The sequence below is a fragment of the Planomonospora sp. ID67723 genome (genome assembly GCF_015711605.1).
Taxonomy (GTDB): Bacteria; Actinomycetota; Actinomycetes; order Streptosporangiales; family Streptosporangiaceae; genus Planomonospora_A.
On sequence record NZ_JABTEZ010000001.1, the window covers coordinates 2,653,346 to 2,675,460 of the forward strand.

Below are 22,115 nucleotides of genomic sequence, written 5' to 3' on the forward strand. Positions count from 1 at the left end.
CTCCGCCGCAGGGCCGGATGATGGGGACGATCACTCGGGGTCTCCTGCCGCCGGGCGTTCCGGGCCGGGTGTGACGGGTCATGCGGTCCGCCGGGTGAGGTAGCCGTCGGCGCGGAGTTTCTGCTCGACCTCGTCGGCCTCGTCCGCATCGACGATCACTTCGATGACCGCGTGCCGCTCCCGCTCGCCGTCGTCTTCGGCGTCCGGCTTCGGCGCCCGATCGCCGTTGCGTCCGATGACCGGGTACGCCGCCCTCCCGGCCTCGGCGCCGGCTCGCGGTGGCCGTTCTCCGTCCAGGGCGGCGACTGCGGCGTCCGCGACCAGCCAGCGCCGCGCGCCGGGGAAGCCCCGCAACTGGTTCTGGTGGTCGCTGACCACGACCGCGCCCCCGCCGGAGGCGACCTCCTCGATGATCTCCGGGAGCTCCGCGCGGGTCTGCTCGTCGAGCCCGGCGAAGGGTTCGTCGAGGATCAGCAGGCCGGGCGGGGCCAGCAGCGCCTGGATCAGCCCGACCTTCTGCGCGCTGCCCTTGGACAGGTCGCCGAGCGGCAGGCCGAGCAGGCGGGCGGCGCCCAGCCGCTCGGCCAGAGCCGTACCGGCCGCGGGGGAGACCCGACGGGCACGGGCCATGTGGGCCAGGTAGGCCGCGACGGTGAAGGGCTGGTCCACCGGGAACACCTCGGGGGCGTAACCGACCACCGGAGGCCGGCCGGCGACGGAGCCCCGGGAGGGACGGACGATCCCGGCCAGGAGCCGCAGGAGCGTCGACTTGCCCGCTCCGTTGCGGCCGGTGACCTCCACGACGGATCCGGCGTGCAGGTCGAGGTCGACGTTCCGCAGGACCCAGGGACCTCGGCGGGAGTACCGGAAGGACACACCGGAGAGCTGCATAGGCCCGTCACCCTACCGTGAACACTCGCTTTCCCGATCGAGTCCCCTCAGAATGGTGGGTCTGACGTGAATAGGACGGAAAGGATGCGGGGTTGAACCGCTTTCCACGGGTGCTGGGCGTGCGCTCCGGTTATGACCCGGACCAGGTGGATGCGCTGATCCGCCGGATCGAGGGCACGCTCGGCAGGGGGGCGCCGGTCGGTGAGCCGATCACCGCCGACGAGATCCGTGACGCCCGTTTCCGCACGAAGCTGGGCGGTTACAACGAGACCGCGGTGGACTTCGCGCTGGAGGCCTTCATCGTGGCGGTCGAGACCCGGGCGGCCCAGCAGGCCGGCGCCGCGAGGCCCCCCGCCGCGGAGTCCTTCGCGGGGATCTCCACGGGGGCCTCCGCGGTCGCTCCCGCCGCGGAGCCCCGAGCCGGCGGCCCCTGGACGGGCGAGGTCCGGGTGAGCGGGGCACAGGCGGCAGAGGTCCCCGAGCCGCAGGTCCCCCATGAGCGGACCGCCGGGACCCCCGCCGGGCCGCAGACGGGTGAGGTCCGGGCCGGCGGGGCCGGTACGGCTCACGCGCGGACCGACGGGCCCGCGGATGCCGGAGAGCGGGAGGACGGGTCTCCTGCGGACACGGCCCGCACCGACGAGATATGGGTGGCCGGAACGCGCGACGGCGAGGCCCCGGCCGCCGGGGCCCGCGCCGCCGGGCCGGGAGAGGCCGAGGCCGGAGCCCCCGGGTTCCGGGAGGCCGAGACGCGTCCCTCCCCGATCGGTTCTCCCGAGATCCGGGATTCCGCGGCCCCGGCCGCCGAGTCCGGGCGTCCCCGGGATCTGTGGCCGAAGCCTCCGCTCCCGGCGAGCCTGGCGGTCGCCGGACGCGAGGAGCAGGCGGTCAGGGTCGAGCGGGTCGCCTTCCGGCCCGGACGGCTGGGCATGGGCTACGACGAGGGTGAGGTGGACGTCTTCCTCGACCGGCTCGTGGCGACCCTGCGGGGGACCACCGAGCAGCCGCTCACCCCGCACGACGTGCGGGAGGCGAAGTTCGGCACGGTGGTGTTCAGGACGGGCTACTCCGTCAGCCAGGTCGACGGGTTCCTCGCCGAGATGGCCGAGGTCCTGGAGCGCTACACCACCGGGTGAGGCCGCCGGTCCGGCGGTCTCGGGAAGCTCAGCGGGTGCCCCACGAGTAGGTCTGCTTGTGGAGCTTGAGATAGACGAAGGTCTCCGTGGCGCGCACGGTGGGGATCGCCCGGATCTTGCCGAGGATCTCCAGCAGGTGCTGGTCGCTCTCGCAGACCACCTCGACCATGATGTCGAGGGAGCCGGCGGTCAGCACGACGTAGTCGATCTCCTCGATGGCCGACAGCTCGTCGGCCACCATCTCCAGGTCGCCCTCGCACTTGATGCCGATCATGGCCTGGCGGGAGAACCCGAGGGTCAGCGGATCGGTGACCGCGACGATCTGCATCACCCCCGCGTCCAGCAGGCGCTGGACGCGCTGGCGGACCGCCGCCTCGGACAGGCCCACCGCCTTGCCGATCGCCGCGTACGGCTTGCGCCCGTCGCCCTGCAGCTCTTCGATGATCCTCTTGGAGATCTCGTCGAGCACGACGGTGCCGGCTTTGGCGTCGTTCTCGCGGCGTACCTTGGGTGGCGTCGTCATCCGCGCTCCCTGGCGTCATGTTTCGGGGAGATGGCTGTCATGTTGCATCTACGGTGCGACATGTTGTCAGTTTTGACCGTCATGTCAAGCGATTCCGTAGCAATTTGGTATCTTCACAACGAAATCCCTTGTCGCGAGGCTCTTGCTCTGTAAGAGTCGCGACAACTCAGCCCCCATGTCCTAGGAGGTCGACGGTGACCACCCCGGTTGAGAACCCTGAGCTCACCCGTCTTCGCAACTACGTCAACGGTGAGCTGGTGGAGGCTGCCAGCGGCCGGTTCTCCGACATCATCGACCCGTGCACCGGAGAGGCGTATCTCCGGGCGCCGATCTCCGGCGCGGAGGACGTGGATGCAGCCTACGCCGCCGCGGCCGCCGCGTTCGAGTCCTGGAGCCAGACCACTCCGGGCGAGCGCGCCAACCTGCTGCTGAAGGTCGCCGACGCGATCGAGGCGCGTGCCGACGAGCTGAACGAGGCCGAGTGCCGCAACACCGGCAAGCCCCGGGCCCGGATGGCCGAGGACGAGACGCCGGTCGCCGCCGACCACTTCCGCTTCTTCGCCGGCGCCGCCCGCACGCTGGAGGGGCCGACCTCGGGCGAGTTCCTCGCCGACCACACCTCCGTCATCCGGCACGAGCCGATCGGCGTCGTGGGCCAGGTCACCCCCTGGAACTACCCGATGATGATGGCCGTCTGGAAGATCGCTCCCGCGCTCGCCGCTGGCAACACCGTCGTGCTCAAGCCGTCCGACACCACTCCGGTCTCCACGGTCAAGCTGGCCGAGATCATGGGTGAGATCCTGCCGAAGGGCGTCTTCAACGTCGTCGTCGGCGATCGCGAGACCGGCGCCCTCGTCGTCGGCCACCCGACCGCGCAGATGGTCGCGATCACCGGCTCGGTCGGTGCGGGCATGGCGGTGGCCAAGACCGCGGCCGACGACCTCAAGCGGGTCCACCTGGAGCTCGGAGGCAAGGCCCCGGTCGTCGTCTTCGACGACGTCAAGGACCTCAGGGCCGCCGCGGAGGCCATCGCCACCGCGGGCCTGTACAACGCGGGTCAGGACTGCACCGCCGCCTGCCGCGTGCTGGTCCACGAGGACGTCCACGACGAGTTCACCGCCGCGCTCGTCGAGGCCGCCGCGAACACCAGGACCGGCGACCTGTCGGACGAGGAGGCCCTGTACGGCCCGCTCAACAACGCCGCCCAGCTGGAGCGCGTCGCGGCGTTCTTCGACCGCGTCCCCGGCCACGCCAAGGTCCTGACCGGCGGCCACCGCATCGGCGACACGGGCTACTTCTTCGCCCCCACCGTCGTGGACGGCCTCCAGCAGGACGACGAGATGGTGCAGAACGAGGTCTTCGGCCCGGTCATCACCGTCCAGACCTTCTCCGACGAGGCCGACGCGGTCGCCAAGGCCAACGGCGTCAAGTACGGCCTGTCGGGCTCGGTGTGGACCTCCGACCACGGCCGGGCGATGCGGATGTCGAAGAAGCTGGACTTCGGCGTCGTGTGGGTCAACACCCACATCCCGTTCGTTTCCGAGATGCCGCACGGGGGCTTCAAGCACTCCGGTTACGGTAAGGACCTGTCGGTCTTCGGTCTGCATGACTACCTGCGTGTCAAGCACGTAATGCACTACATCGGCGAATAGCCGCGAACAGAGGGATAAGCCTGGTATGACCAAAACCCAGGCGGGCGCGGAGGGGGCCACGGCCCCCTCCGCCGCACCCCAGGTGCCCGCCATCGAGCTCGACGGAGTCGTCAAGGAGTACCTCGCCCACGGTGAGGTCGTCCAGGCGGTCAAGGGAGTCACCCTGTCGATCGCCGAGGGCGAGTTCTTCTCGCTCCTCGGCCCCTCCGGCTGTGGCAAGACCACCACCATGCGCATGATCGCCGGGTTCGAGGATCCGTCGCGCGGCGCGGTGCGCCTGCGCGGCCAGGACGTGACCGACGTCCCCCCGAACAAGCGCGACGTGAACATGGTGTTCCAGTCCTACGCGCTGTTCCCGCACATGAACGTATGGGAGAACGTCGCCTTCGGCCTGCGGCGCCGGAAGGTCGCCGAGGCCGACATCAAGCGGCGCGTCGGGGAGATGCTGGAGATCGTCGACCTCACCGGGCGTGAGAAACGCCGCCCCCGGGAGATGTCCGGCGGCCAGCAGCAGCGGGTCGCGCTGGCCCGGGCCCTGGTCAACCGGCCCCGCGCGCTCCTGCTGGACGAGCCGCTGGGCGCGCTGGACCTCAAGCTCCGCCAGGCCATGCAGATCGAGCTCAAGCGCATCCAGCGCGAGGTCGGCATCACGTTCGTGTACGTCACGCACGACCAGAGCGAGGCGCTCACCATGAGCGACCGCATCGCCGTCATGAACAACGGCCTGATCGAGCAGCTCGCGCCGCCGCGCGAGATCTACGAGCGGCCGGCGACCACGTTCGTCGCCGGGTTCATCGGCACCTCCAACCTGCTCACCGGCGAGGTCGAGCGGGTCGCCGACGGCCACGCCGTACTGAAGGCGGGCGAGGACGGCCGAGTCCTGGTGGCGGGCGGTGCGCACCGGGCGGGGGACCCGGTCGCGATCACCGTCCGTCCCGAGAAGATCATGATTTCCACCGAGGAGCCTGCGGGGGAGGTAAGCGCGGTGCGCGGCACCGTCTCCGAGGTGGTCTACCTGGGCACCTACAACAGCTACGTGGTCGGTCTGCCCGGCGGCGCCGAGGTAACCGTCTTCCAGCAGAACGCCCACGACAGCAGCAGTACCGCCGAGCGCGGTGACTCGGTGTGGTTGTCCTGGCAGCCGCAGCACTCCTACGCGATTGGAAGTTGACCTCCCCCGATGAACACCCCGCACAACTCCCCCTTCATCGACCCCGCGTTCCTGCGCGGGATGACGCGCAGCCGTGCCGCCAGCCGCCGTGACGTGTTCCGGCTCGCCGGGCTCACCGCGGCAGGGCTCGCCCTGAGCGCCTGCGGCGTCCAGGGCCAGAAGAAGGCCGCTCCCAAGCCGTCGGAGGTCGCCGGCTTCTGGTCGGGCAAGCAGAAGAACGGCAAGGTCGTCTTCGCCAACTGGCCGGAGTACATGCCCGAGGACCGGGGCCCGCTGAAGAAGTTCCAGCAGGAGACCGGCATCGCGTTCGAGTACCTCGAGGTCATCGAGGAGAACGCCTCGTTCTTCGGAAAGTCCGAGCCGCAGCTGCGGGCCGGGCAGCCGCTGGGTTACGACATCGTCGTGATGACCAACGGCATGCAGTTCGCCCGCATGCAGGCGCTGGGCTACCTGGTCGCGCTGGACCACAAGCAACTGCCGAACTTCGCCGCCAACGCCGCGCCGAAGTACAAGAACCCGGCCTACGACCCGAACAACACCTACTCCATCCCCTACACCTCCGGGCTGACCGGCATCGCGTACAACACCAAGTACGTCAAGGAGCCGATCACCAGCATCCAGGCGCTGTTCGACCCCAAGTACAAGGGCAAGGTCGGCATGATGGCCGACTCCCAGGAGATCGCCAACTTCGGCCTGTTCGCGCTCGGCATCGAGCCGGAGAAGGCCACCAAGGCCGACTGGGAGAAGGCCGCCGCGAAGCTCAAGGAGCAGCGCGACGGCGGCATCGTCCGCAAGTACTACGACCAGGACTACATCGACGCGGTGTCCAAGGGCGACGTGTGGCTGACCATGGGCTGGTCGGGTGACGTCTTCCAGCGTCAGCTCGCCGGGGAACCGGTCGCGTTCGTGGTGCCCGAGGAGGGCGGCACCATCTGGACCGACAACATGATGATCCCCAAGGGCGCGGCCAACCCGGTCGACGCGCTCATGCTGATGGACTTCCTCTACAGGTCCGAGGTCGCCGCCGAGCTGACGGAGTACATCCAGTACGTCACGCCGGTGCCCGCGGTGAAGGACCTCCTGACGGCCAAGGCCGCGGGGCTCAAGGGCGAGGACAAGAAGGCCCTCGAGGCGATGGTCGAGAGCCCGCTGGTCTTCCCGTCCGAGGCCGACTACACCAAGCTGCACGGTTACGTCTCGCCCGCCCAGCCCGCCGACCAGGAGGCCTTCCAGGGCATGTTCCAGGCCGTCACCCAGGGCTAGGGGATGAGAAGAGCCAAAGCGGCCGTCGCGCCGTACCTGCTGGCCCTGCCGGCCTGGATCTGGTTCGCGATCTTCTTCGTGGTCCCGATCGCCGCCATGGCCTCGGTCTCGCTGACGACCGGCAACATTCTCGAGGGCTTCCAGCAGACCCTCAGCTTCTCCAACTACGCCGACGCCGTCGGGCAGTACCACGTGCAGCTGATCAGGTCGCTGATCTACGGCGGAACCGCCACAGTGATCATGCTGCTGCTGGCCTACCCGGTGGCCTACTGGATCGCCTTCAAGGGCGGCAGGCGCAAGTCGATGTACCTGTTCCTGCTGCTGCTGCCGTTCTTCGTGTCGTTCGTGCTGCGCACGATCTCCTGGGGCTTCCTGCTGGCCGACGACGGCATCCTGTTCGGGCCGCTGAAGTCGGCGGGACTGCTGCCCGGGGACTTCCACGTGCTGGCCACGGACGTGGCGGTGATCGGCGGACTGACCTACAACTTCCTGCCGTTCATGGTCCTGCCGATCTACGTGGCGCTGGGGCGGGTGGACCCGCGGGTGATCGAGGCCGCCTACGACCTGTACGCCTCGCGGTGGGCGGCCTTCCGCAAGGTGGTGCTGCCGCTGTCGCTGCCGGGTGTCTTCGCGGGCGTGCTGATGACCTTCGTGCCGGCCACGGCCGACCCGGTCAACGCCCGGGTGCTCGGCGGCACCGGCAACACGATGATCGGCAACATCATCCAGACCGAGTACATGACCAACAACGACTACCCGACCGCGTCGGCCCTGTCGTTCACGCTGATGGCGGTGCTGCTGGTGGGCATCTTCGCCTACGCCCGGTCGCTCGGCACCGAGAACGTGCTGGAGGCGGCAGCCCGATGAGAGGCAAGTTCGGCGACAGGCTCCTGCACGGCTACACCTGGTTGATCATCGCGTGGCTCACCGCGCCGATCGCCGTGATGATCATCTTTGGCTTCAACGACAAGAAGAGCAAGTCCAACACCTCGTGGCAGGGCTTCACGTTCCGCTGGTACCGGGAGCTGTTCGCGGACAGCTCCCTCACCGAGGCGCTGGTCAACTCCCTGCAGGTCGCGGTGGTCAGCACCGTGCTGACCACCGTGATCGGCACCGCCCTGGGCCTGGCTCTGGGACGCCACCGCTTCCGCGGCCAGGGGACGAGCAACTTCCTGGTCTTCGCGGCGATCTCGACACCCGAGCTGGTCATGGGAGCCTCGCTGCTGTCCCTGTTCGTCTCGGGGAACACCCCGCGGGGTGTGGTCACCATCACCGTCGCGCACGTGCTGTTCTCGCTGTCCTTCGTGGTGGTGACGGTGCGCGCCCGGGTGGTGGGGCTCGACCCCTCGATGGAGGAGGCGGCCAGGGACCTGGGGGCGGGCACGTGGACCACGTTCCGACTGGTCACCCTTCCGGCGATCATGCCGGGAGTGCTCGCCGGAGCCATGCTGGCCTTCGCGCTGTCCATCGACGACTACGTCGTGACGAGCTTTGTCAACGGCTCGACGCTGACGTTCCCGCTGTGGATAATGGGCGCGGTCAAGGTGGGTATTCCGCCGCAGGTCAACGTGATGGGCACGCTCATCTTCGGCATCGGTGTCGCCATCGCGATCGCCAACGCGATCGCGAGCCGGCGCCGTACCTGAGACCCCGGACGCCCCGCGCCGCACGGCGCGGGGCGTCGGCGTACCAACCGCGACAAGGAACAGGGAGGCGAGATCGGAATCAGGCGGGGGGAACCCGCGCCCGATCAACTGACTGATCGAGCAATCAATTAATGGAGATGTTCAACACTCACGTTGGGAAGTGAGATTGTGGATCCGCTGAAGGCACTGACTGATGCGGAGCGCAAGCCGTACTGGCTCGACAGTCCGGCGAAACCGGAGCCGCAGGCGCGGCTTTTCGGAAACACCACGGCCGACCTCGCGGTGGTCGGCGGCGGCTTCTCGGGGCTGTGGACGGCCCTGATGGCCAAGGAACGCGATCCGTCGCTCGATGTGATCCTGCTCGAAGGGCGCAGGATCGGCTGGGCGGCCTCCGGCCGCAACGGGGGGTTCGCGATGGCGACCCTCACCCACGGCATCGCCAACGGGCTGGAACGCTGGCCCGAGGAGATCTCGGTCCTGGAGCACATGGGTCTGCGGAACCTCGACGAGATCGGCGAGACCGTCGCCCGCTACGGCATCGACTGCGGGTACGAGCGCACCGGGGAACTGCACGTCGCGACCGCGCCGTGGCAGCTCGACGAGATGCACGAGAGCGCACAGGTCGCCCGCGAGCTGGGTGTGCGGTTCGACGTGATGGACGCCGATCAGGTACGGGCGGAGGTGAACTCGCCCACCTACGTCGGAGGGATGTGGGAGCGTGACGGCTGCGCCATGCTCGACCCCGCCCGGCTGGCGTGGGGCCTGAGGCGCGCCTGCCTGGAGGCGGGCGTGCGCATCTACGAGCGCACGCCGGTCCGTTCCATCAAGGACGACTTCGCGGGCATGGAGCTGATCACCCCCTACGGCACCGTGAAGGCGGCCAGGGTCGCCCTCGGCACCGGCGTGTTCCAGCCGCTGCTGCGGAGGTTGAAGCACTTCCTCGTGCCCGTCTACGACTACGCGCTGATGACCGAGCCGCTGTCGGCGGAGCAGCTGGCCTCGGTCGGCTGGCGCAACCGGCAGGGGGTCGGCGACTCGGCCAACCAGTTCCACTACTACCGGCTGACCGCCGACAACCGCATCCTGTGGGGAGGCTACGACGCGGTCTACTACAACGGTGGAAAGATCAAACCGGAGTACGAGCAGCGTGACGAGACCTTCGTCAAGCTGGCCGAGCACTTCTTCGCCACTTTCCCCCAGCTGTCCGGTCTGCGCTTCACCCACAGGTGGGGCGGGATCATCGACACCTGCAGCCGCTTCAGTGCCTTCTACGGCACGTCGCACGGCGGGCGCCTGGCCTACGCCGTCGGTTACACCGGCATGGGCGTCGGGGCGACCCGCTTCGGGGCCAACGTCATGCTCGACCTGCTGAGCGGGGAGCGGACCGAACGGACCGAGCTGCGGATGGTGAAGGAGAAGCCGATCCCCTTCCCGCCGGAGCCGGTCCGATCCGCCGGGATCCAGATGACGCGCTGGTCGATCGCCCGGGCCGATCTCAACCAGGGCCGCCGCAACCTCTGGCTGCGCACCCTGGACCGGATGGGTCTCGGGTTCGACTCCTAGGAAGGCCCTCCGGGAGGGCTCCGTACGGCCCGCGTCCGTCCACAGGGCTGCCCGGATGCCCGTCGCCGTCCACAGGCGCGGGTGTCCCGGCTCGCTTCGGGGACGCGGGCCGTACAGACTGGGAGGCATGATCGAGACGGTTGAGTTCACCGCCGACGGGGTCGCGCTCGTCGGCGACCTGCGCGTGCCCGAAGGACCGGGGCCGCACCCGGCACTGGTCCTCACCGGGCCGTTCACCGGCACCCGCGACCAGGTGACCGGCGTGTACGGCGCGCGGCTGGCCGAGGCCGGATACGCGACGCTGGCGTTCGACCACCGCAACTGGGGCGAGTCCGGCGGGCAGCCGCGCCGGCACGAGGATCCGCAGGGCAAGCTGCACGACCTGCGGGCCGCGGTCTCGCTGCTGCGCGCCCGGCCCGAGGTGGACGGCGACCGGATCGGTGCGATCGGCATCTGCCTCGGCGGGGGCTACGCCCTGCGGTTCGCCGCGTTCGACCCCCGGGTGAAGGTCTTCGCCGGGATCGCCGGGGCCTACAACAACCCCTACGCCATGCGCGCCGGGATGTCCCCGGCCGGTTACCAGGGGGCGCTGGCCTCCTTCACCGAGGTCCTGGAGCGGCAGGACCTCGGCGGCCCGGTCGAATACATGCCGGTCGTCGCGGAGGAGGGGGAGGCGGCGATGCCGGGCGACGAGCCGTTCGCCTACTACGGCACCTCCCGGAGCGCCTCGCCGCACTGGCGCAACGAGGTCACCCGGGCCTCCCTGCGCGAGCTGGTCACGGTGGACAACATGACCGGCGCCGACTTCCTGTCCCCCAAGCCGGGGCTGATCGTGCACGGCGTCGTCGACCGTTTCTGCTCCCCGGAGGGCGCCGAGGAGGCCTACAAGCGCATGGACGAGCCCAAGAGGCTCGTCTGGCTGGACGCCCGGCTGCACATCGACCTCTACGACGCCGAGCCGTATGTCACCCAGGCCGTCGAGGCCGTCACCGTCTTCCTCGGCGAGCACCTCTGACCTGCCGTCGTCTCCGGGCCGCTCCACCGCCTTGACGGGGGCGCCCCGGGGCGGGGACCGACCGAAGGCGGAAGCCGTACATCCATCGATGTACGGCCCGTCTGGGTCCGTGCGACGATGTCCCGCGCCGATCCCGGGGCGATCGTGGGAACGTGACGAATCAACGCATCGACGTGCTGGACGTGCTCAGGGGCGTCGCGATCCTGGGCACGCTGGGCACGAACATCTGGATCTTCACCGATCCCGGTGGCCCGGCGGGAGTCCTGGGCGCGCTGGCCCAGCCCGGCGCCGTGGAGACCTTCTTGCGGTTCTTGACCAACGGCAAGTTCCTGGCCCTGCTCACGCTGTTGTTCGGGGCCGGCCTGGAGCTGCAGTACCGCTCGGCGCAGCGGCGCGGCACGCCCTGGCCGGGCTGGTACCTGTGGCGGGCGGCCCTGCTGTTCGCCGAAGGGGTGATCCACTACTTCCTGATCTTCGAGTTCGACGTGCTGATGGGCTACGCGATCACCTCGATGATCGTGGCCTACCTGATCGGCCGGAGCGACCGTGCCGTCCGGGCCTGGATGGTCGGCGTGGGATCGGTGTTCGCGGTGGTGGTCGGCCTGCTCACCGCCGCCCTGCTCGCGGCGGAGGACACGGCGGCCGGGCAGGCCGCCCAGGAGAGCACGCTGTTCTCCCGGGGGAGCTACGCCGATCAGGTTCTCACCCGGGTGGAGTTGTTCGGCTTCTACCGGCTGGAGGCGGTGTTCATCGTCCCGATGGGCATCGTGCTGTTCCTGCTCGGCTCGCGGCTGATGCGGGCCGGGGTGTTCGAGGGCTCCGAGCGGGGAGGCACGCTCCGCCGCAGGCTGATGATCGCCGGGCTCGGCGCGGGGGTCCCGTTGAACCTGCTGACCTCCTTCGCCGGAGAGGGCTGGTTCCTGGTGGACCGCTACCTGCTGCCTCCGGTGGTGGCGCTGGGCCTGCTCGGCCTGGTCGTCACTGTCGCCCACCGGATGACCGGCGCCCCCGGCCCGCTGCGGCGGGGCCTGACCGATGTCGGCCGGACCGCGCTGAGCTGCTATGTCTTCCAGAACCTGGCGGGAGCCGTGCTCTGCTACGGCTGGGGTCTCGGACTGGCCGAGCGCCTGGACGGCCTGCGGCCGTGGTGGGTGCCGGTCGCCTGGGCGGGCATCTGCCTGCTGTTCATGACGCTGGCCTCGCTCTGGCTGCGGCGCTTCGACCGGGGCCCGCTGGAGCTGCTCTGGCAGTGGGCCTACCAGGCGCCCCAGCGCGGCGGGGACACCGAGCGCTCCGAGGACGAGCAGGGACGGCCCTCGCCCATCCGGTAGCGCCGGACCGGGGCCGCGCGGGAAAGGGCGCGGACCGACGGTCCGCGCCCTTCCGCCCTGCCCGGAGAACCCTGCTGTGAGGGGGAGGTCTCAGCAGCTCAGGTTGGAGCCCGGGGTGGTGCCCAGGATCTGGGTGAACTTCTGGTAGGAGGCGATCCGGCTCTGCACCTGGGCGGGGTTGCCGCCGTTGCACTCCAGCGCGCCGTTGATGCTGCGGATCGTCTCGCCGAAGCCGCGGCCGTTGACCATGGCGTCGTGCGGGGTCATCGTGCCCGGACCCTTCTGGGTGTTCCAGTACCACAGGGCGGTCTTCCAGGCCACCGCCGCGTCGGTCTGCACCAGGTTGGGGTTGGCCAGCAGGTTGATGCCGAGGGCGTCGCCGGCCGCCTTGTAGTTGAAGTTCCAGCTCAGCTGGATCGGGCCGCGACCGTAGTAGGCGGCCTGGCCGGCCGGGCAGCCGTAGGGCTGGTTCCGGTCGCAGTAGTGCGGATAGTTGGCGGTGTTCTGCTCCACCACGTGGACCAGGCCGCCGGTCTCGTGGTTGACGTTGGCGAGGAAGGCGGCGGCCTCCTGCCTGCGGGTGGTGTCGGTGCCGGTCTTGGCGAAGCCGGGGTAGGCGCTCAGCGCCGCGGTCAGCCCCCGGTAGGTGTAGAAGGGGTTCCGGTTCGGGAACATCTGGTTGAACTGCGCCTCGCTGACCACGAAGCCCGACGGGGCCGGGGGTCCGCTCGGCGTGGGGGCGGGGGTGGGCGTGGAGGTGCCGCTGCAGGTGTACGGCTCCCAGTACCAGGTGCTGATGACCGGGTCGTAACCGGGGTTGTCGTGCTCGGCCCGGTAGTACCTGCCGTCGGTATAACGGACGACGTCGCCCGTCTTGTAGGTCTTGCCGGCCGCCCAGTTCGGGTGGTTGCAGCCCGGGGCGGACGTCGGGCCCGGCGCCGGGGCGGTCGCGCCGCCGCAGGCGCCCTTGTCCGCCCAGACGCCGGAGGTGGTCGCGCCGGGGGTCTCGTTCTGGGTCCACCACTTGGCCGACCAGTTGCGACCCTTGTAGGAGACGGTCGCGCCGCCGGTGTACACCTTCGCGGAGCTCCACGCCGTCGCGCAGTCCGCCGCGGAGGCGGGGGACGCCGGCATGACGACCATGAGCGCGCCCGCGGCCGCCACACCCGCGAGAGACGCCAGGATGCGCTGTCTCGACACTCGATCACTCCTCTGTGCGGCACGACCGGCCGTGGATGGGAACTCCGTACGGCCGGAAATGCTGGCAGAGCAGGGCTTAACGGCGCCTTAAGTGATCCTTTGGCGCTCCATATCCCTCGGCGCGGGCGGGGCCGCGGCGACCGTGCCGGAGGCGCCGTCCACGGTGACCTCCTGGCCGGTGACGACGTGCTCGGTCGCCCGGGCGACGCCGACGACCGCCGGGATGCCGTACTCGCGGGCGACCACCGCGCCGTGGGAGTTGGCCCCGCCCATCTCCATGACCAGGCCGCCGGCGGTCAGGAACAGGGGGGTCCAGCCGGGGTCGGTGGACGGGCAGACCAGGATCTCTCCGGGTTCGAGACGCGCCCCGGCGGGGTCGAGCACCACCCGGGCGCGGCCGGTCACCGTACCGGCCGAGGCAGGGGTGCCGGTCAGCACGCCGTCCGCCGCGCGGTCCGCCGAGGAGGAGGCGGAGACCGCCTCCGGCTCGGTGCCGTCCGACAGGATGACGCGCGGTACGTGCCTGCGACGCCACTCGCGGGCGGCCTCCTGGCGCCGTTCGGCGACGAGCGCGCGCGGCACGGCCGGGGAAGAGGCGGCCGGGGAAGGGGTGGCCTCGTCCGGGGCGGACCCGGCGGCCAGCGCGGCGCGCACCTCCTTCAGCGTGAGGAAGAAGACGTCGTCGGGGGAGTCGAGGACGCCCCTGGCCGTCAGCTCCGCGCCGACGGCGCGCAGTTCGGACCTCATGGCGCTGAACGTCGTCACCATGAGGAACTTGGGCAGCTCGCGCAGGCCCGCCAGGGCGCGGACCCGGCCGAGGGCGAAGCGGACCGCCCGCCCGCGCAGGCCGCCCGCGCGGGCCGACAGCGTCTTGATCATGAGGGCCGCCTCGGCGGCGCCCCTGGCGAACGCCGCGTCCGGGGCCAGCGCCGGGTCGTCCAGGCGCAGGTAGTTGGCGAGCACCCCGATGATGTGCGACGGGTCCTCCGACCAGCGGGGCACCCCGAGGTCGATCTCGGCGACCGCGCGCACGCCGTACCGTCGCAGGAACTCCCGCAGGCCGCCGTCCACGACGGCGGGCAGCGAACCCGCGTGGAAGCGGGCGGCGAGCTCGGCGGCGGGAGTGGTCAGCAGCAGGGAGGCCGCCTGCTCGTCCTTGCGGATCCGGGCGGCCAGGCGCCACAGGGCCAGGTCCATCTCGGTGGTCACGTTGTGCGGAAGGCCGCGCAGGACCGTGTAGAGCTCGCCCGGCCGGGCCCGGTCGCCCAGCAGGCGGTGGGCCAGGCCGAACATGGAGAGTCCGGCCATCGCGCTCGGCAGGATCGCCGGGATCAGCGGGAAGGCCTCGGCGGCCAGGGCGCGCTCGACGCGGCCGAGCCGTTCGAGCGGGGTGGCGTCCTGCGGGAAGTCGAGCCGGGTCCGCAGCGCCGCCTCCACCCGGGCCGCGCTCCGGTGCGCGGCGGCCGGGCTCAGCAGGGCCCGGGCGAGGCGCGCGGGTATGCGGTAGCGGGCCGCGATCCGCAGGGCCCGGCGCAGCGCGGGCCGGATGGAGCGCTGGGTCACGCCGAACCGGGGGTCGCGGGCCAGCTCGCGCAGGATCACGGCCGACCTGGCCTCCATCATGTCCAGCAGCCGGGGGACGATCTCCCGGCCCGCCCGGCTGCGCATGACCTCGGTGAAGTCGAAGAACAGCCGCCCGCCTCCCACGGCGAACCGGGGTGCCCCCTCCAGCGGGTCGGCCACCGGGACGCCGAACACCTCGGCGCCGGCCGACGAGAGCAGCCGGAAGATCTGCTGGCCCATCGGGGTGAAGGGCTGGAAGACCCCCTGGCCGACGCTGATGGAGAAGTAGATCCGGATGTCGGCGGGCGGGGGGTCGGCGGGGGAGTGCCGGGGGATCGGGAAGAGGGTGGTGATCGGGCGCGACTGGGTGAGCCAGAGGGTTCCATCGGGGGCGAGGGCCCACTCGGTGTCCTGCGGCGCCCCGTAGTGGTCCTCGACCCGTCCGCCCAGCGCGGCCAGAGCCCTGACCTGATCGTCGGTGAGGCAGGCGGCCTCCGGCGTGATCTCCGCGGTGACGTCTCGTGCGGTCTCGACGTGCTCGACCCCGCCGCCCGGCAGGGGCCGTACGGCCAGCCGCTTGTCGCCCAGCCTGCGGTCGGTGACCCGTCCGGTCGCGATGTCCACCGTGAACCGGTCGGGGTTGACCGCACCCGAGACGACGGCCTCGCCGAGGCCGGGACTGGCGTCGATCACCGCCTCGCGCCGCCGCCCGGTGACCGGGTTGGCGGTGAACATCACTCCGGCGACCTCGGCCTCGACCATCTCCTGGATCACCACGGCCAGCCGTACGGAACGGTGGCCGATGCCGTTGGCCGCGCGATAGGCAACGGCCCGGTCGGTCCAGAGCGAGGCCCAGCAGCGCCGGACCGCGTCCAGCACGGCGTCGGGGCCGATGACGTGGAGGTAGGTGTCCTGTTGCCCGGCGAAGCTGGCGTGCGGCAGGTCCTCGGCGGTGGCGGAGGAACGGACCGCCACCGGGCCGTGCGCGCTGTGCCGTACGGCCTCGGCGATGTCGTCCGGGACCGGCGCGGCGAGCACGATCTTGCGGGCGGTCGCGGCCAGCTCGCGCAGCGCCTCGGTGTCGTCGGCGGGGGTCACGTCCAGGGAGTCGAACACCGCCTCCAGCGATCCGGAGCGTTCGGTGATCCGGCGGTAGGCCTCGGTGGTGAGGCACACGCCGGGCGGGACCGGGAATCCGGCCGCCGTGAGCACGCCGAGGTTGGCGGCCTTGCCTCCGACGAGCGGCAGGGAACCCGCCGCGATCTCGTCGAATTTCAGGATCAGTGGAGCGTCCATGATGTGCCTCCCTGAATCTCACGATAGGTCCGCACGAGCGTTAAATCAACAAGTGATGAAATACGGTCGCCCCGGTACCGTCCCGACCGGAGGAGGCCCCGCAGCGTCGCCGATCGCACCTGGTCCTGCCCGGGCGGATGCCGCCCCTCCTCGGGATCGCCGTCCGGTCAGGGGGCGGGCTGGAGCCGTACGCAGCACAGGCCGGGAGCCGGGGCGAGGCGCGCGGTCATCCCGGTGGAGGCCAGGCCCTCCAGCATCCCGTCGAGCAGGCAGAGGTTCATCCCGCACACGAGCTCGGTGTGCGCCTGCGCGAGGAGATGGAACGGGCAGTTGCGCAGGACGACGTCGCCGTCCTCGACGTGGGGCTCGTAGCCGTGGGCTTCGAGGGCGCCCAGTACGGCGGCTCCGGCGTCCTCGGATCCTGCGTCCACGGCGTCCGCGTCCGGCGTGCCGGCCTGGCCCGGGGCGGAGCGTGCCGCCTGTCCGATCTCGCGGCCCAGCCGGCGGGCGCGCCGCTCCAGCGCGGCGCGCGGCGAGTCCCCCGAGCGCTCGGCCTCGGCGAGGGCGTCGGCCAGGAGCAGCCCGGCCAGGTCGTAGTGCCGCTCCGGCAGGGAGACGGCGACGTCGCAGGCCGAGCGGCGGTACAGCTTGGCCGGGCGGCCGGCGCCGGGCCCGGTGCGGCCGGTGCGCCGCTCGAAGACCACGTCGAGCAGGCCCTGGCCGGCGAGGCGCTCAAGGTGGAAGGCGGCGGTCGTGCGGGGCAGGCCCAGTGCCTCGGCCACCTCGTCGCGGCTGCTCGGCTCCGGCCGCCCGGCGACGTGGTCGTAGACCTGGCGGCGGGTCGGCTCGTCGAGCGCGGCGACGGCGGCGATCCGGGTGGCCCGGTTCCTCTCGTGCCGATCCTCGGGCGGGTCCTCGTGCTCTTCCATACCGATCATTCTATAGCCAACTCCCATTGACGAAATGGGGGAGAGGGGCTAGCGTTCTAACTGAAGCGAAACCTGTTTTTAGAAGGAGAAGTGTCATGGCTTCCGACGTCTCGACCACCCGTTCCTCCGGCCGGGCAGCCCTGTCCGACCCCGCCTACCAGGCGTTCCTGCTGCTGCGCACGGTGTTCACCGCAGCGCCCGTCCTGTTCGGCCTCGACAAGTTCACCGGCCTGCTCACCGACTGGCCGGGCTACCTCGCCCCCTGGATCGACGGCATCGTCCCGGGCACCGCCCAGCAGGCGATGTACGGCGTCGGCGTCATCGAGATCGTCGCCGGGATCGCGGTCGCGGTGCTGCCGCGCTTCGGCGGCTGGCTGGTCGCCGGCTGGCTCGCCGGGATCATCCTCAACCTGCTGACCGGACCCGGCCTCTACGACGTCGCCCTGCGGGACGTCGGCCTCCTCGCCGCCGCGGTGGCCCTGGCCCTGCTGGCATCCCGATACGCCCCCGCCCGGCGTGCGGGCTCCTCATACTGAGCGGTATCGGCACCCGAGCCAGAAGGGGACTCCCATGGCCACCGAGCAGACCTTCGTCATCGTCGGAGCGGGCCTCACCGGGGCGAAAGCCGCGCAGACCCTGCGCGAGGAGGGCTTCACCGGCAGGATCGCGCTGATCGGCGCCGAGGCCGAGCGGCCCTACGAACGGCCGCCGCTCTCCAAGGGCTACCTTCTCGGCAAGGAGGAGAGAGCCAAGCTCTACGTCCACGACGAGGCCTGGTACGGCGAGCACGAGGTGGAGCCGATCCTCGGCACCCGGGTGACGGCCCTCGACCGAACCGCCCGGCAGGTCGAGCTCGACGGCGGACGGCGGCTCGGCTACGACCGGCTGCTACTGGCCACCGGTTCGTCCCCGCGCCGCCTCACCGTGCCCGGTTCGGATCTCGACGGCGTGCACTACCTGCGCACCGTCGGCGACTCCGAGCGGCTGCGCGAGGCGATCCGGGGCGGCGGCAGGGTGGTCGTCGTGGGGGCGGGGTGGATCGGGCTGGAGAGCGCCGCCGCCGCGCGGGAGTACGGCTGCGAGGTGACCGTCGTCGAGCCGCGGCCGATGCCGCTGGAGGCCTCCCTCGGCCCGGAGATGGGCGCCTTCTTCGCCGGGCTCCACCGGCGGCACGGCGTCGACGTACGGCTCGGCCGGAGTGTGACCGGCTTCCTGGGCGACGGGCGCGTCCGGGCGGTGACGGTGGACGACGGCGGTGAGATCCCCGCGGACGCGGTGGTCGTGGGCATAGGCGCGCGGCCGAACACCGAGCTCGCCGAGGGGGCGGGTCTGGCCGTGGAGAACGGCGTCCTCGTCGACGCGGCCCTGCGCACCGGCGACCCGCACGTCTACGCCGCCGGGGACGTGGCCCGCGCCCTCAACCCGCTGTACGGCGCCCGCATCCGCGTCGAGCACTGGGCCAACGCCCTCAACGGCGGGCCGGCCGCGGCCAGGTCCATGCTCGGCCAGGCGGTCGTCTACGACCGGGCACCGTACTTCTACACCGACCAGTACGAGGCCGGGATGGAGTTCTCCGGCTGGTTCGCCCCGGGCGGGTACGACGAGGTGATCGTCCGCGGAGACCCGGAGGCCCGTGACTTCCACGCCTTCTGGCTGGCCGGTGAGCGGGTCGTGGCGGGGATGCACGTCAACCGCTGGGATGAGGGCATCGCCCCGGTCCAGGACCTGATCCGCGCGGCCGTCCCCGTCGGCCGCGATCGCCTCGCCGACCCCTCGGTCCCCCTGACCGACCTGGCGAAGGGCTGAACGGAAGCGCGCTCGTCGCCCGGCTACGGTTCCATGGCCCGGGGCGGTGCTCCGCCGTACAGGGAGGACAGGGAATGCGCGGTCTGCGTGACGAGGTCGCGCAGCTCGGCGGGGGCGAGGACCTCCAGGTCCGTGCCGAACCGCAGGAACTCGCCCAGGGCGTGCGGCAGCGACTCGATGGGGACGGTGACCCGCGTCCAGCCGTCGCGGCCGTCGGGCTCGGCGGTGGCCTCGGCGGCGCGGAGCATGGCCGGGCGGGCCATGTCGGGCAGGCGCTCCATGCCGGACGGAGAGAGCCGGACGACCGCCTCGCCCCGGACGAGCCGGGCCGCGAACTCCTCCAGGCCGGCGCTCCAGTAGGCGGCCAGGTCGAAGCCGGCGGGCCGGTCGAAGCTCTCCGGCAGCATCCGCAGGCCGAGGATCTGCGAGACCCGGTAGGTGCGCACCCCTCCCTGCCCGTTCCCCCCGTCCTCCCCGCCCCCGTCGGCGCGGGCGACGAGGTACCAGCGGCCCGCCTTGAGCACCAGCCCGTACGGCTCCAGCACGCGCGTCACCTCCTGGGGCGCCTTCCACCGGCGGTAGAGGACCTCGGCGCGGCGCTGGTTCCACACCGCGTCGGCGACGGCCGCCAGGTGCGGGGTCTCGTCGGCGTCGTGGTACCAGTTGGGGGCGTCGAGGTGGAAGCGCTCGCGGATCCGCCCGGCCCGGTCCCGCAGTTCCTCCGGGAGCGCGGCCATGAGCTTGAGCTGCGCCGCGGCCACCACCGAGCCGAGGCCCAGCTCCGCGGCCGGTCCGGGCAGCCCGGCCAGGAACAGCGACTCGGCCTCCCCGGAGGTCAGCCCGGTGAGCCGGGTACGGTAGCCGTCCAGCAGCCGGTAGCCACCCGAGGGGCCCGCATCGCCGTACAGCGGGATCCCGGCCGAGTGCAGGGCCTCCACGTCGCGGTAGACGGTGCGGATCGAGACCTCCAGCTCGTCGGCCAGCTCCTGGGCCGTCATCCGGCCCCGGGCCTGGAGCAGCATCAGCAGGGAGATCAACCGGCTCGCGCGCATAAGGTGAATTATCCAGAAAATCACTGCCAGTAGATGGCAGTGACCCCGTCATAGCGTGTCTTCATGAGCGACTTCGACTTCCTGATCGGCTCCTGGAACATCGCCAACCGCAAGCTCACCAAGCTGCTGGCGGGCTCGGACGAATGGGAGGAGTTCCCGAGCACCGCCGTGGTCCGGCCCATGTTCGGCGGCGCGGCCAACATCGAGGAGATCACCTTCCCGACCAGGGGGTCCTCCGGGCTGACGCTGCGCCTGTTCGACGTGGAGCGGCAGGAGTGGTCCCTGTACTGGGGCAGCAGCGTCACCGGCACCCTGTTCCCGCCGGTGGTGGGCCGCTTCGCCGACGGGAGGGGCGAGTTCTACGGCGACGACACCCACGAGGGCACGCCGATCCGGGCGCGGTTCATCTGGTCGGAGATCACGGAGAACTCGGCCCGCTGGGAGCAGGCCTTCTCCGCCGACGGGGAGAAGACCTGGGAGACCAACTGGATCATGCAGTTCACCCGCGGGTAGGCGCGCGGACGGTCCAGGGCCTCCGTGCCCCGGGGGCGGCGCGGGGACCCGGGTGGTGGGACGTGAGGAAAGTCAAGTCCGATTCGTGGCATAAGATAGCGCGTTGGTGCGTTCTGAACGGACGCATGCGATGACCGCACGGCGGCCGCTATAAGCGGTATCTACCCCGGTCGAAGCCCACCACGACGGTGCGCTCCCGGACCGGGCAGCGCTCCGTCTGGACTCGGACGGAGACCCGTTGAAGTCATATCTCGCCGCGCTCGGCTCTCCCGGCGCCTGGCGTTTCCTCGCCCCCGCCTTCCTCGCCCGCCTGCCGTACGCGATGCTGCAGCTCGGCGTCCTGCTGCTGGTGCACTGGTCCACCGGATCGTACGGCGCCGCGGGCATCGCCTCGGCGGCCGCCGCGGTGACGCAGGCGCTGGTCGGTCCGCAGACCGGGCGGCTGGCCGACCGGTACGGCCAGGCGAGGGTGCTGCTCCCGCAGGTCGCCGTCCACGCCGTCGCGCTGGGCGCCCTGCTGGCGCTGGCCTCGGCGCAGGCTCCGGCCGCGGTGCTGGTGGCCCTCTCGGCGCTGGCCGGCGGTTCGATGCCGCAGGTCGGGTCCATGGTCCGGGCCCGCTGGGCGCACCTGCTCGGCCGCTCGGAGCGGCTCGGTACGGCCTTCGCGCTGGAGTCGATCACCGACGAGCTGACCTTCACCCTCGCCCCGGTGCTGCTGGTGGCCGTCTCGACCGGGTTCTCGCCGGTCTGGGCGCTCTCGGCGGCGCTGGTCATGGTCGTGGCGGGCACGGTGGCGTTCGCCGCGGTCCGCGCGGGCGCTCCCGAGCCGATGCCGGTCCGGATCCGCTCCCACAACGGGGTGCTCCGGCTGCGCGGCGTGGCCGTGCTCGCGGCCGCCTTCGTCGCGATCGGCACCGTCTTCGGCAGCCTCCAGGTCGGCATCACCTCCACCACCGCGGCCCTCGGCTTGGCCGGTGCGGCGGGGCCGATCTACGCGACGTTCTCCGGCGCCAGCCTCGCCGGGGGCCTCGTCTACGGCGTCGTCCGCTGGCGGGCAGGGATCGCGGCCCGGCTGCTGGCCGCCGTCACCCTGCTCTCCGCCGCGACGGTCGCGCTGACCTTCGCCGGATCCATCCCCCTGCTGTACGGCGCCGCGGCCGTCGCCGGATTCGTGATCGCCCCGGCCGTGATCACCGGCTACACCCTGGTCGAGCGGCTGGTCCCGGCCGAGGTCAGGACCGAGACGTTCACCTGGCTCAACGGCGCGACCGGACTGGGCATCGCCACCGGCGCCGCCGTCGCCGGCCAGCTCGTGGACCGCTTCGGCTCGACCCTCGCCTTCCTCGTCCCTCCGGTCACCACCGGTCTCGCCGCCCTGCTCGTCCTCTCCTTCCTGTCCAGCCTGAGGCCCGCGGCCGAGACCTCCCCGGACCGCGAGCTGGCCACGGCCTGAAGGCCGTCCCGCGACGCCGACGCCGTCGTGCGGCTTCGAGGAGGCCGCGTGCAGGAATTCGCGGCGGGTGACGGCTCAGTAGCGGTGGCCGGGCCAGTGCGGGTCCTCCCAC

19 protein-coding genes are annotated in these 22,115 nt (G+C 71.3%); 13 read left to right on the plus strand and 6 right to left on the minus strand.

What is annotated here, in order from left to right; genetic code table 11:
- Positions 1–78 precede the first annotated feature (78 nt).
- Positions 79–891, minus strand: a complete 813-nt coding sequence (locus tag HS041_RS12570; RefSeq protein ID WP_230878534.1) for an ABC transporter ATP-binding protein — start codon at positions 889–891, stop codon at positions 79–81.
- A 92-nt stretch (positions 892–983) separates the two neighbouring features.
- Here HS041_RS12570 and HS041_RS12575 point away from each other — a divergent pair, with 92 nt between their 5' ends.
- A complete protein-coding gene (locus tag HS041_RS12575; protein WP_196440646.1) occupies positions 984–2,027 on the plus strand; it encodes a DivIVA domain-containing protein in 1,044 nt (347 codons plus the stop codon).
- 28 nt (positions 2,028–2,055) lie between these two features.
- Here HS041_RS12575 and HS041_RS12580 read toward each other — a convergent pair whose 3' ends face one another.
- On the minus strand, positions 2,056–2,550 hold the full coding sequence (locus HS041_RS12580) for an Lrp/AsnC family transcriptional regulator (RefSeq protein WP_196440647.1): 495 nt from the start codon (positions 2,548–2,550) through the stop codon (positions 2,056–2,058).
- Positions 2,551–2,744: 194 nt separating this feature from the next.
- On the opposite strand from HS041_RS12580, the gene HS041_RS12585 reads away from it, so the two are divergent.
- The 8 genes from HS041_RS12585 to HS041_RS12620 all read left to right on the plus strand — a co-directional run bounded on the left by HS041_RS12585 (position 2,745) and on the right by HS041_RS12620 (position 12,191).
- Positions 2,745–4,202, plus strand: coding sequence for a gamma-aminobutyraldehyde dehydrogenase (locus HS041_RS12585; protein ID WP_196440648.1), 1,458 nt, complete (start codon positions 2,745–2,747; stop codon positions 4,200–4,202).
- Positions 4,203–4,227: 25 nt separating this feature from the next.
- Complete coding sequence (locus tag HS041_RS12590) at positions 4,228–5,373, plus strand: ABC transporter ATP-binding protein (RefSeq protein WP_196440649.1); 1,146 nt, start codon at positions 4,228–4,230, stop codon at positions 5,371–5,373.
- A 9-nt stretch (positions 5,374–5,382) separates the two neighbouring features.
- Complete coding sequence (locus HS041_RS12595) at positions 5,383–6,636, plus strand: ABC transporter substrate-binding protein (RefSeq protein ID WP_196440650.1); 1,254 nt, start codon at positions 5,383–5,385, stop codon at positions 6,634–6,636.
- A gap of 3 nt (positions 6,637–6,639) precedes the next feature.
- Positions 6,640–7,503: an ABC transporter permease gene (locus HS041_RS12600; protein WP_196440651.1), complete on the plus strand. Its 864-nt coding sequence runs from the start codon at positions 6,640–6,642 to the stop codon at positions 7,501–7,503.
- Positions 7,500–8,282, plus strand: coding sequence for an ABC transporter permease (locus HS041_RS12605; RefSeq protein WP_196440652.1), 783 nt, complete (start codon positions 7,500–7,502; stop codon positions 8,280–8,282). The genes HS041_RS12600 and HS041_RS12605 overlap by 4 nt, the downstream gene beginning before the upstream one ends.
- 168 nt (positions 8,283–8,450) lie before the next feature.
- Positions 8,451–9,845, plus strand: coding sequence for an NAD(P)/FAD-dependent oxidoreductase (locus HS041_RS12610; protein ID WP_196440653.1), 1,395 nt, complete (start codon positions 8,451–8,453; stop codon positions 9,843–9,845).
- A gap of 127 nt (positions 9,846–9,972) precedes the next feature.
- Complete coding sequence (locus tag HS041_RS12615; RefSeq protein ID WP_196440654.1) at positions 9,973–10,860, plus strand: alpha/beta hydrolase; 888 nt, start codon at positions 9,973–9,975, stop codon at positions 10,858–10,860.
- A gap of 152 nt (positions 10,861–11,012) precedes the next feature.
- Complete coding sequence (locus HS041_RS12620; RefSeq protein WP_196440655.1) at positions 11,013–12,191, plus strand: DUF418 domain-containing protein; 1,179 nt, start codon at positions 11,013–11,015, stop codon at positions 12,189–12,191.
- 90 nt (positions 12,192–12,281) lie between these two features.
- Here HS041_RS12620 and HS041_RS12625 read toward each other — a convergent pair whose 3' ends face one another.
- The 3 genes from HS041_RS12625 to HS041_RS12635 form a co-directional block, all read right to left on the minus strand.
- The gene (locus HS041_RS12625; protein ID WP_307845256.1) at positions 12,282–13,391 is read right to left on the minus strand and encodes a glycoside hydrolase family 19 protein; all 1,110 of its coding nucleotides are present in this window, start codon (positions 13,389–13,391) and stop codon (positions 12,282–12,284) included.
- An 87-nt stretch (positions 13,392–13,478) separates the two neighbouring features.
- Complete coding sequence (locus HS041_RS12630) at positions 13,479–16,250, minus strand: PEP/pyruvate-binding domain-containing protein (RefSeq protein WP_196440656.1); 2,772 nt, start codon at positions 16,248–16,250, stop codon at positions 13,479–13,481.
- 167 nt (positions 16,251–16,417) lie between these two features.
- Positions 16,418–17,179: a helix-turn-helix transcriptional regulator gene (locus HS041_RS12635; protein WP_196440657.1), complete on the minus strand. Its 762-nt coding sequence runs from the start codon at positions 17,177–17,179 to the stop codon at positions 16,418–16,420.
- A 95-nt stretch (positions 17,180–17,274) separates the two neighbouring features.
- Here HS041_RS12635 and HS041_RS12640 point away from each other — a divergent pair, with 95 nt between their 5' ends.
- Positions 17,275–17,715: a hypothetical protein gene (locus HS041_RS12640; protein ID WP_196440658.1), complete on the plus strand. Its 441-nt coding sequence runs from the start codon at positions 17,275–17,277 to the stop codon at positions 17,713–17,715.
- Positions 17,716–17,749: 34 nt separating this feature from the next.
- Positions 17,750–18,985: an NAD(P)/FAD-dependent oxidoreductase gene (locus HS041_RS12645; RefSeq protein ID WP_196440659.1), complete on the plus strand. Its 1,236-nt coding sequence runs from the start codon at positions 17,750–17,752 to the stop codon at positions 18,983–18,985.
- A 23-nt stretch (positions 18,986–19,008) separates the two neighbouring features.
- Here HS041_RS12645 and HS041_RS12650 read toward each other — a convergent pair whose 3' ends face one another.
- The gene (locus HS041_RS12650) at positions 19,009–20,037 is read right to left on the minus strand and encodes a helix-turn-helix transcriptional regulator (protein WP_196440660.1); all 1,029 of its coding nucleotides are present in this window, start codon (positions 20,035–20,037) and stop codon (positions 19,009–19,011) included.
- A gap of 63 nt (positions 20,038–20,100) precedes the next feature.
- Here HS041_RS12650 and HS041_RS12655 point away from each other — a divergent pair, with 63 nt between their 5' ends.
- Together HS041_RS12655 and HS041_RS12660 are read left to right on the plus strand one after the other, a co-directional pair.
- Positions 20,101–20,550 carry a hypothetical protein gene (locus HS041_RS12655; protein ID WP_196440661.1) on the plus strand — a complete coding sequence of 150 codons (450 nt, stop codon included), beginning with the start codon at positions 20,101–20,103 and terminating at the stop codon, positions 20,548–20,550.
- A gap of 238 nt (positions 20,551–20,788) precedes the next feature.
- Positions 20,789–22,003, plus strand: coding sequence for an MFS transporter (locus HS041_RS12660; protein WP_196440662.1), 1,215 nt, complete (start codon positions 20,789–20,791; stop codon positions 22,001–22,003).
- The last annotated feature ends 112 nt before the right edge of the window (positions 22,004–22,115 follow it).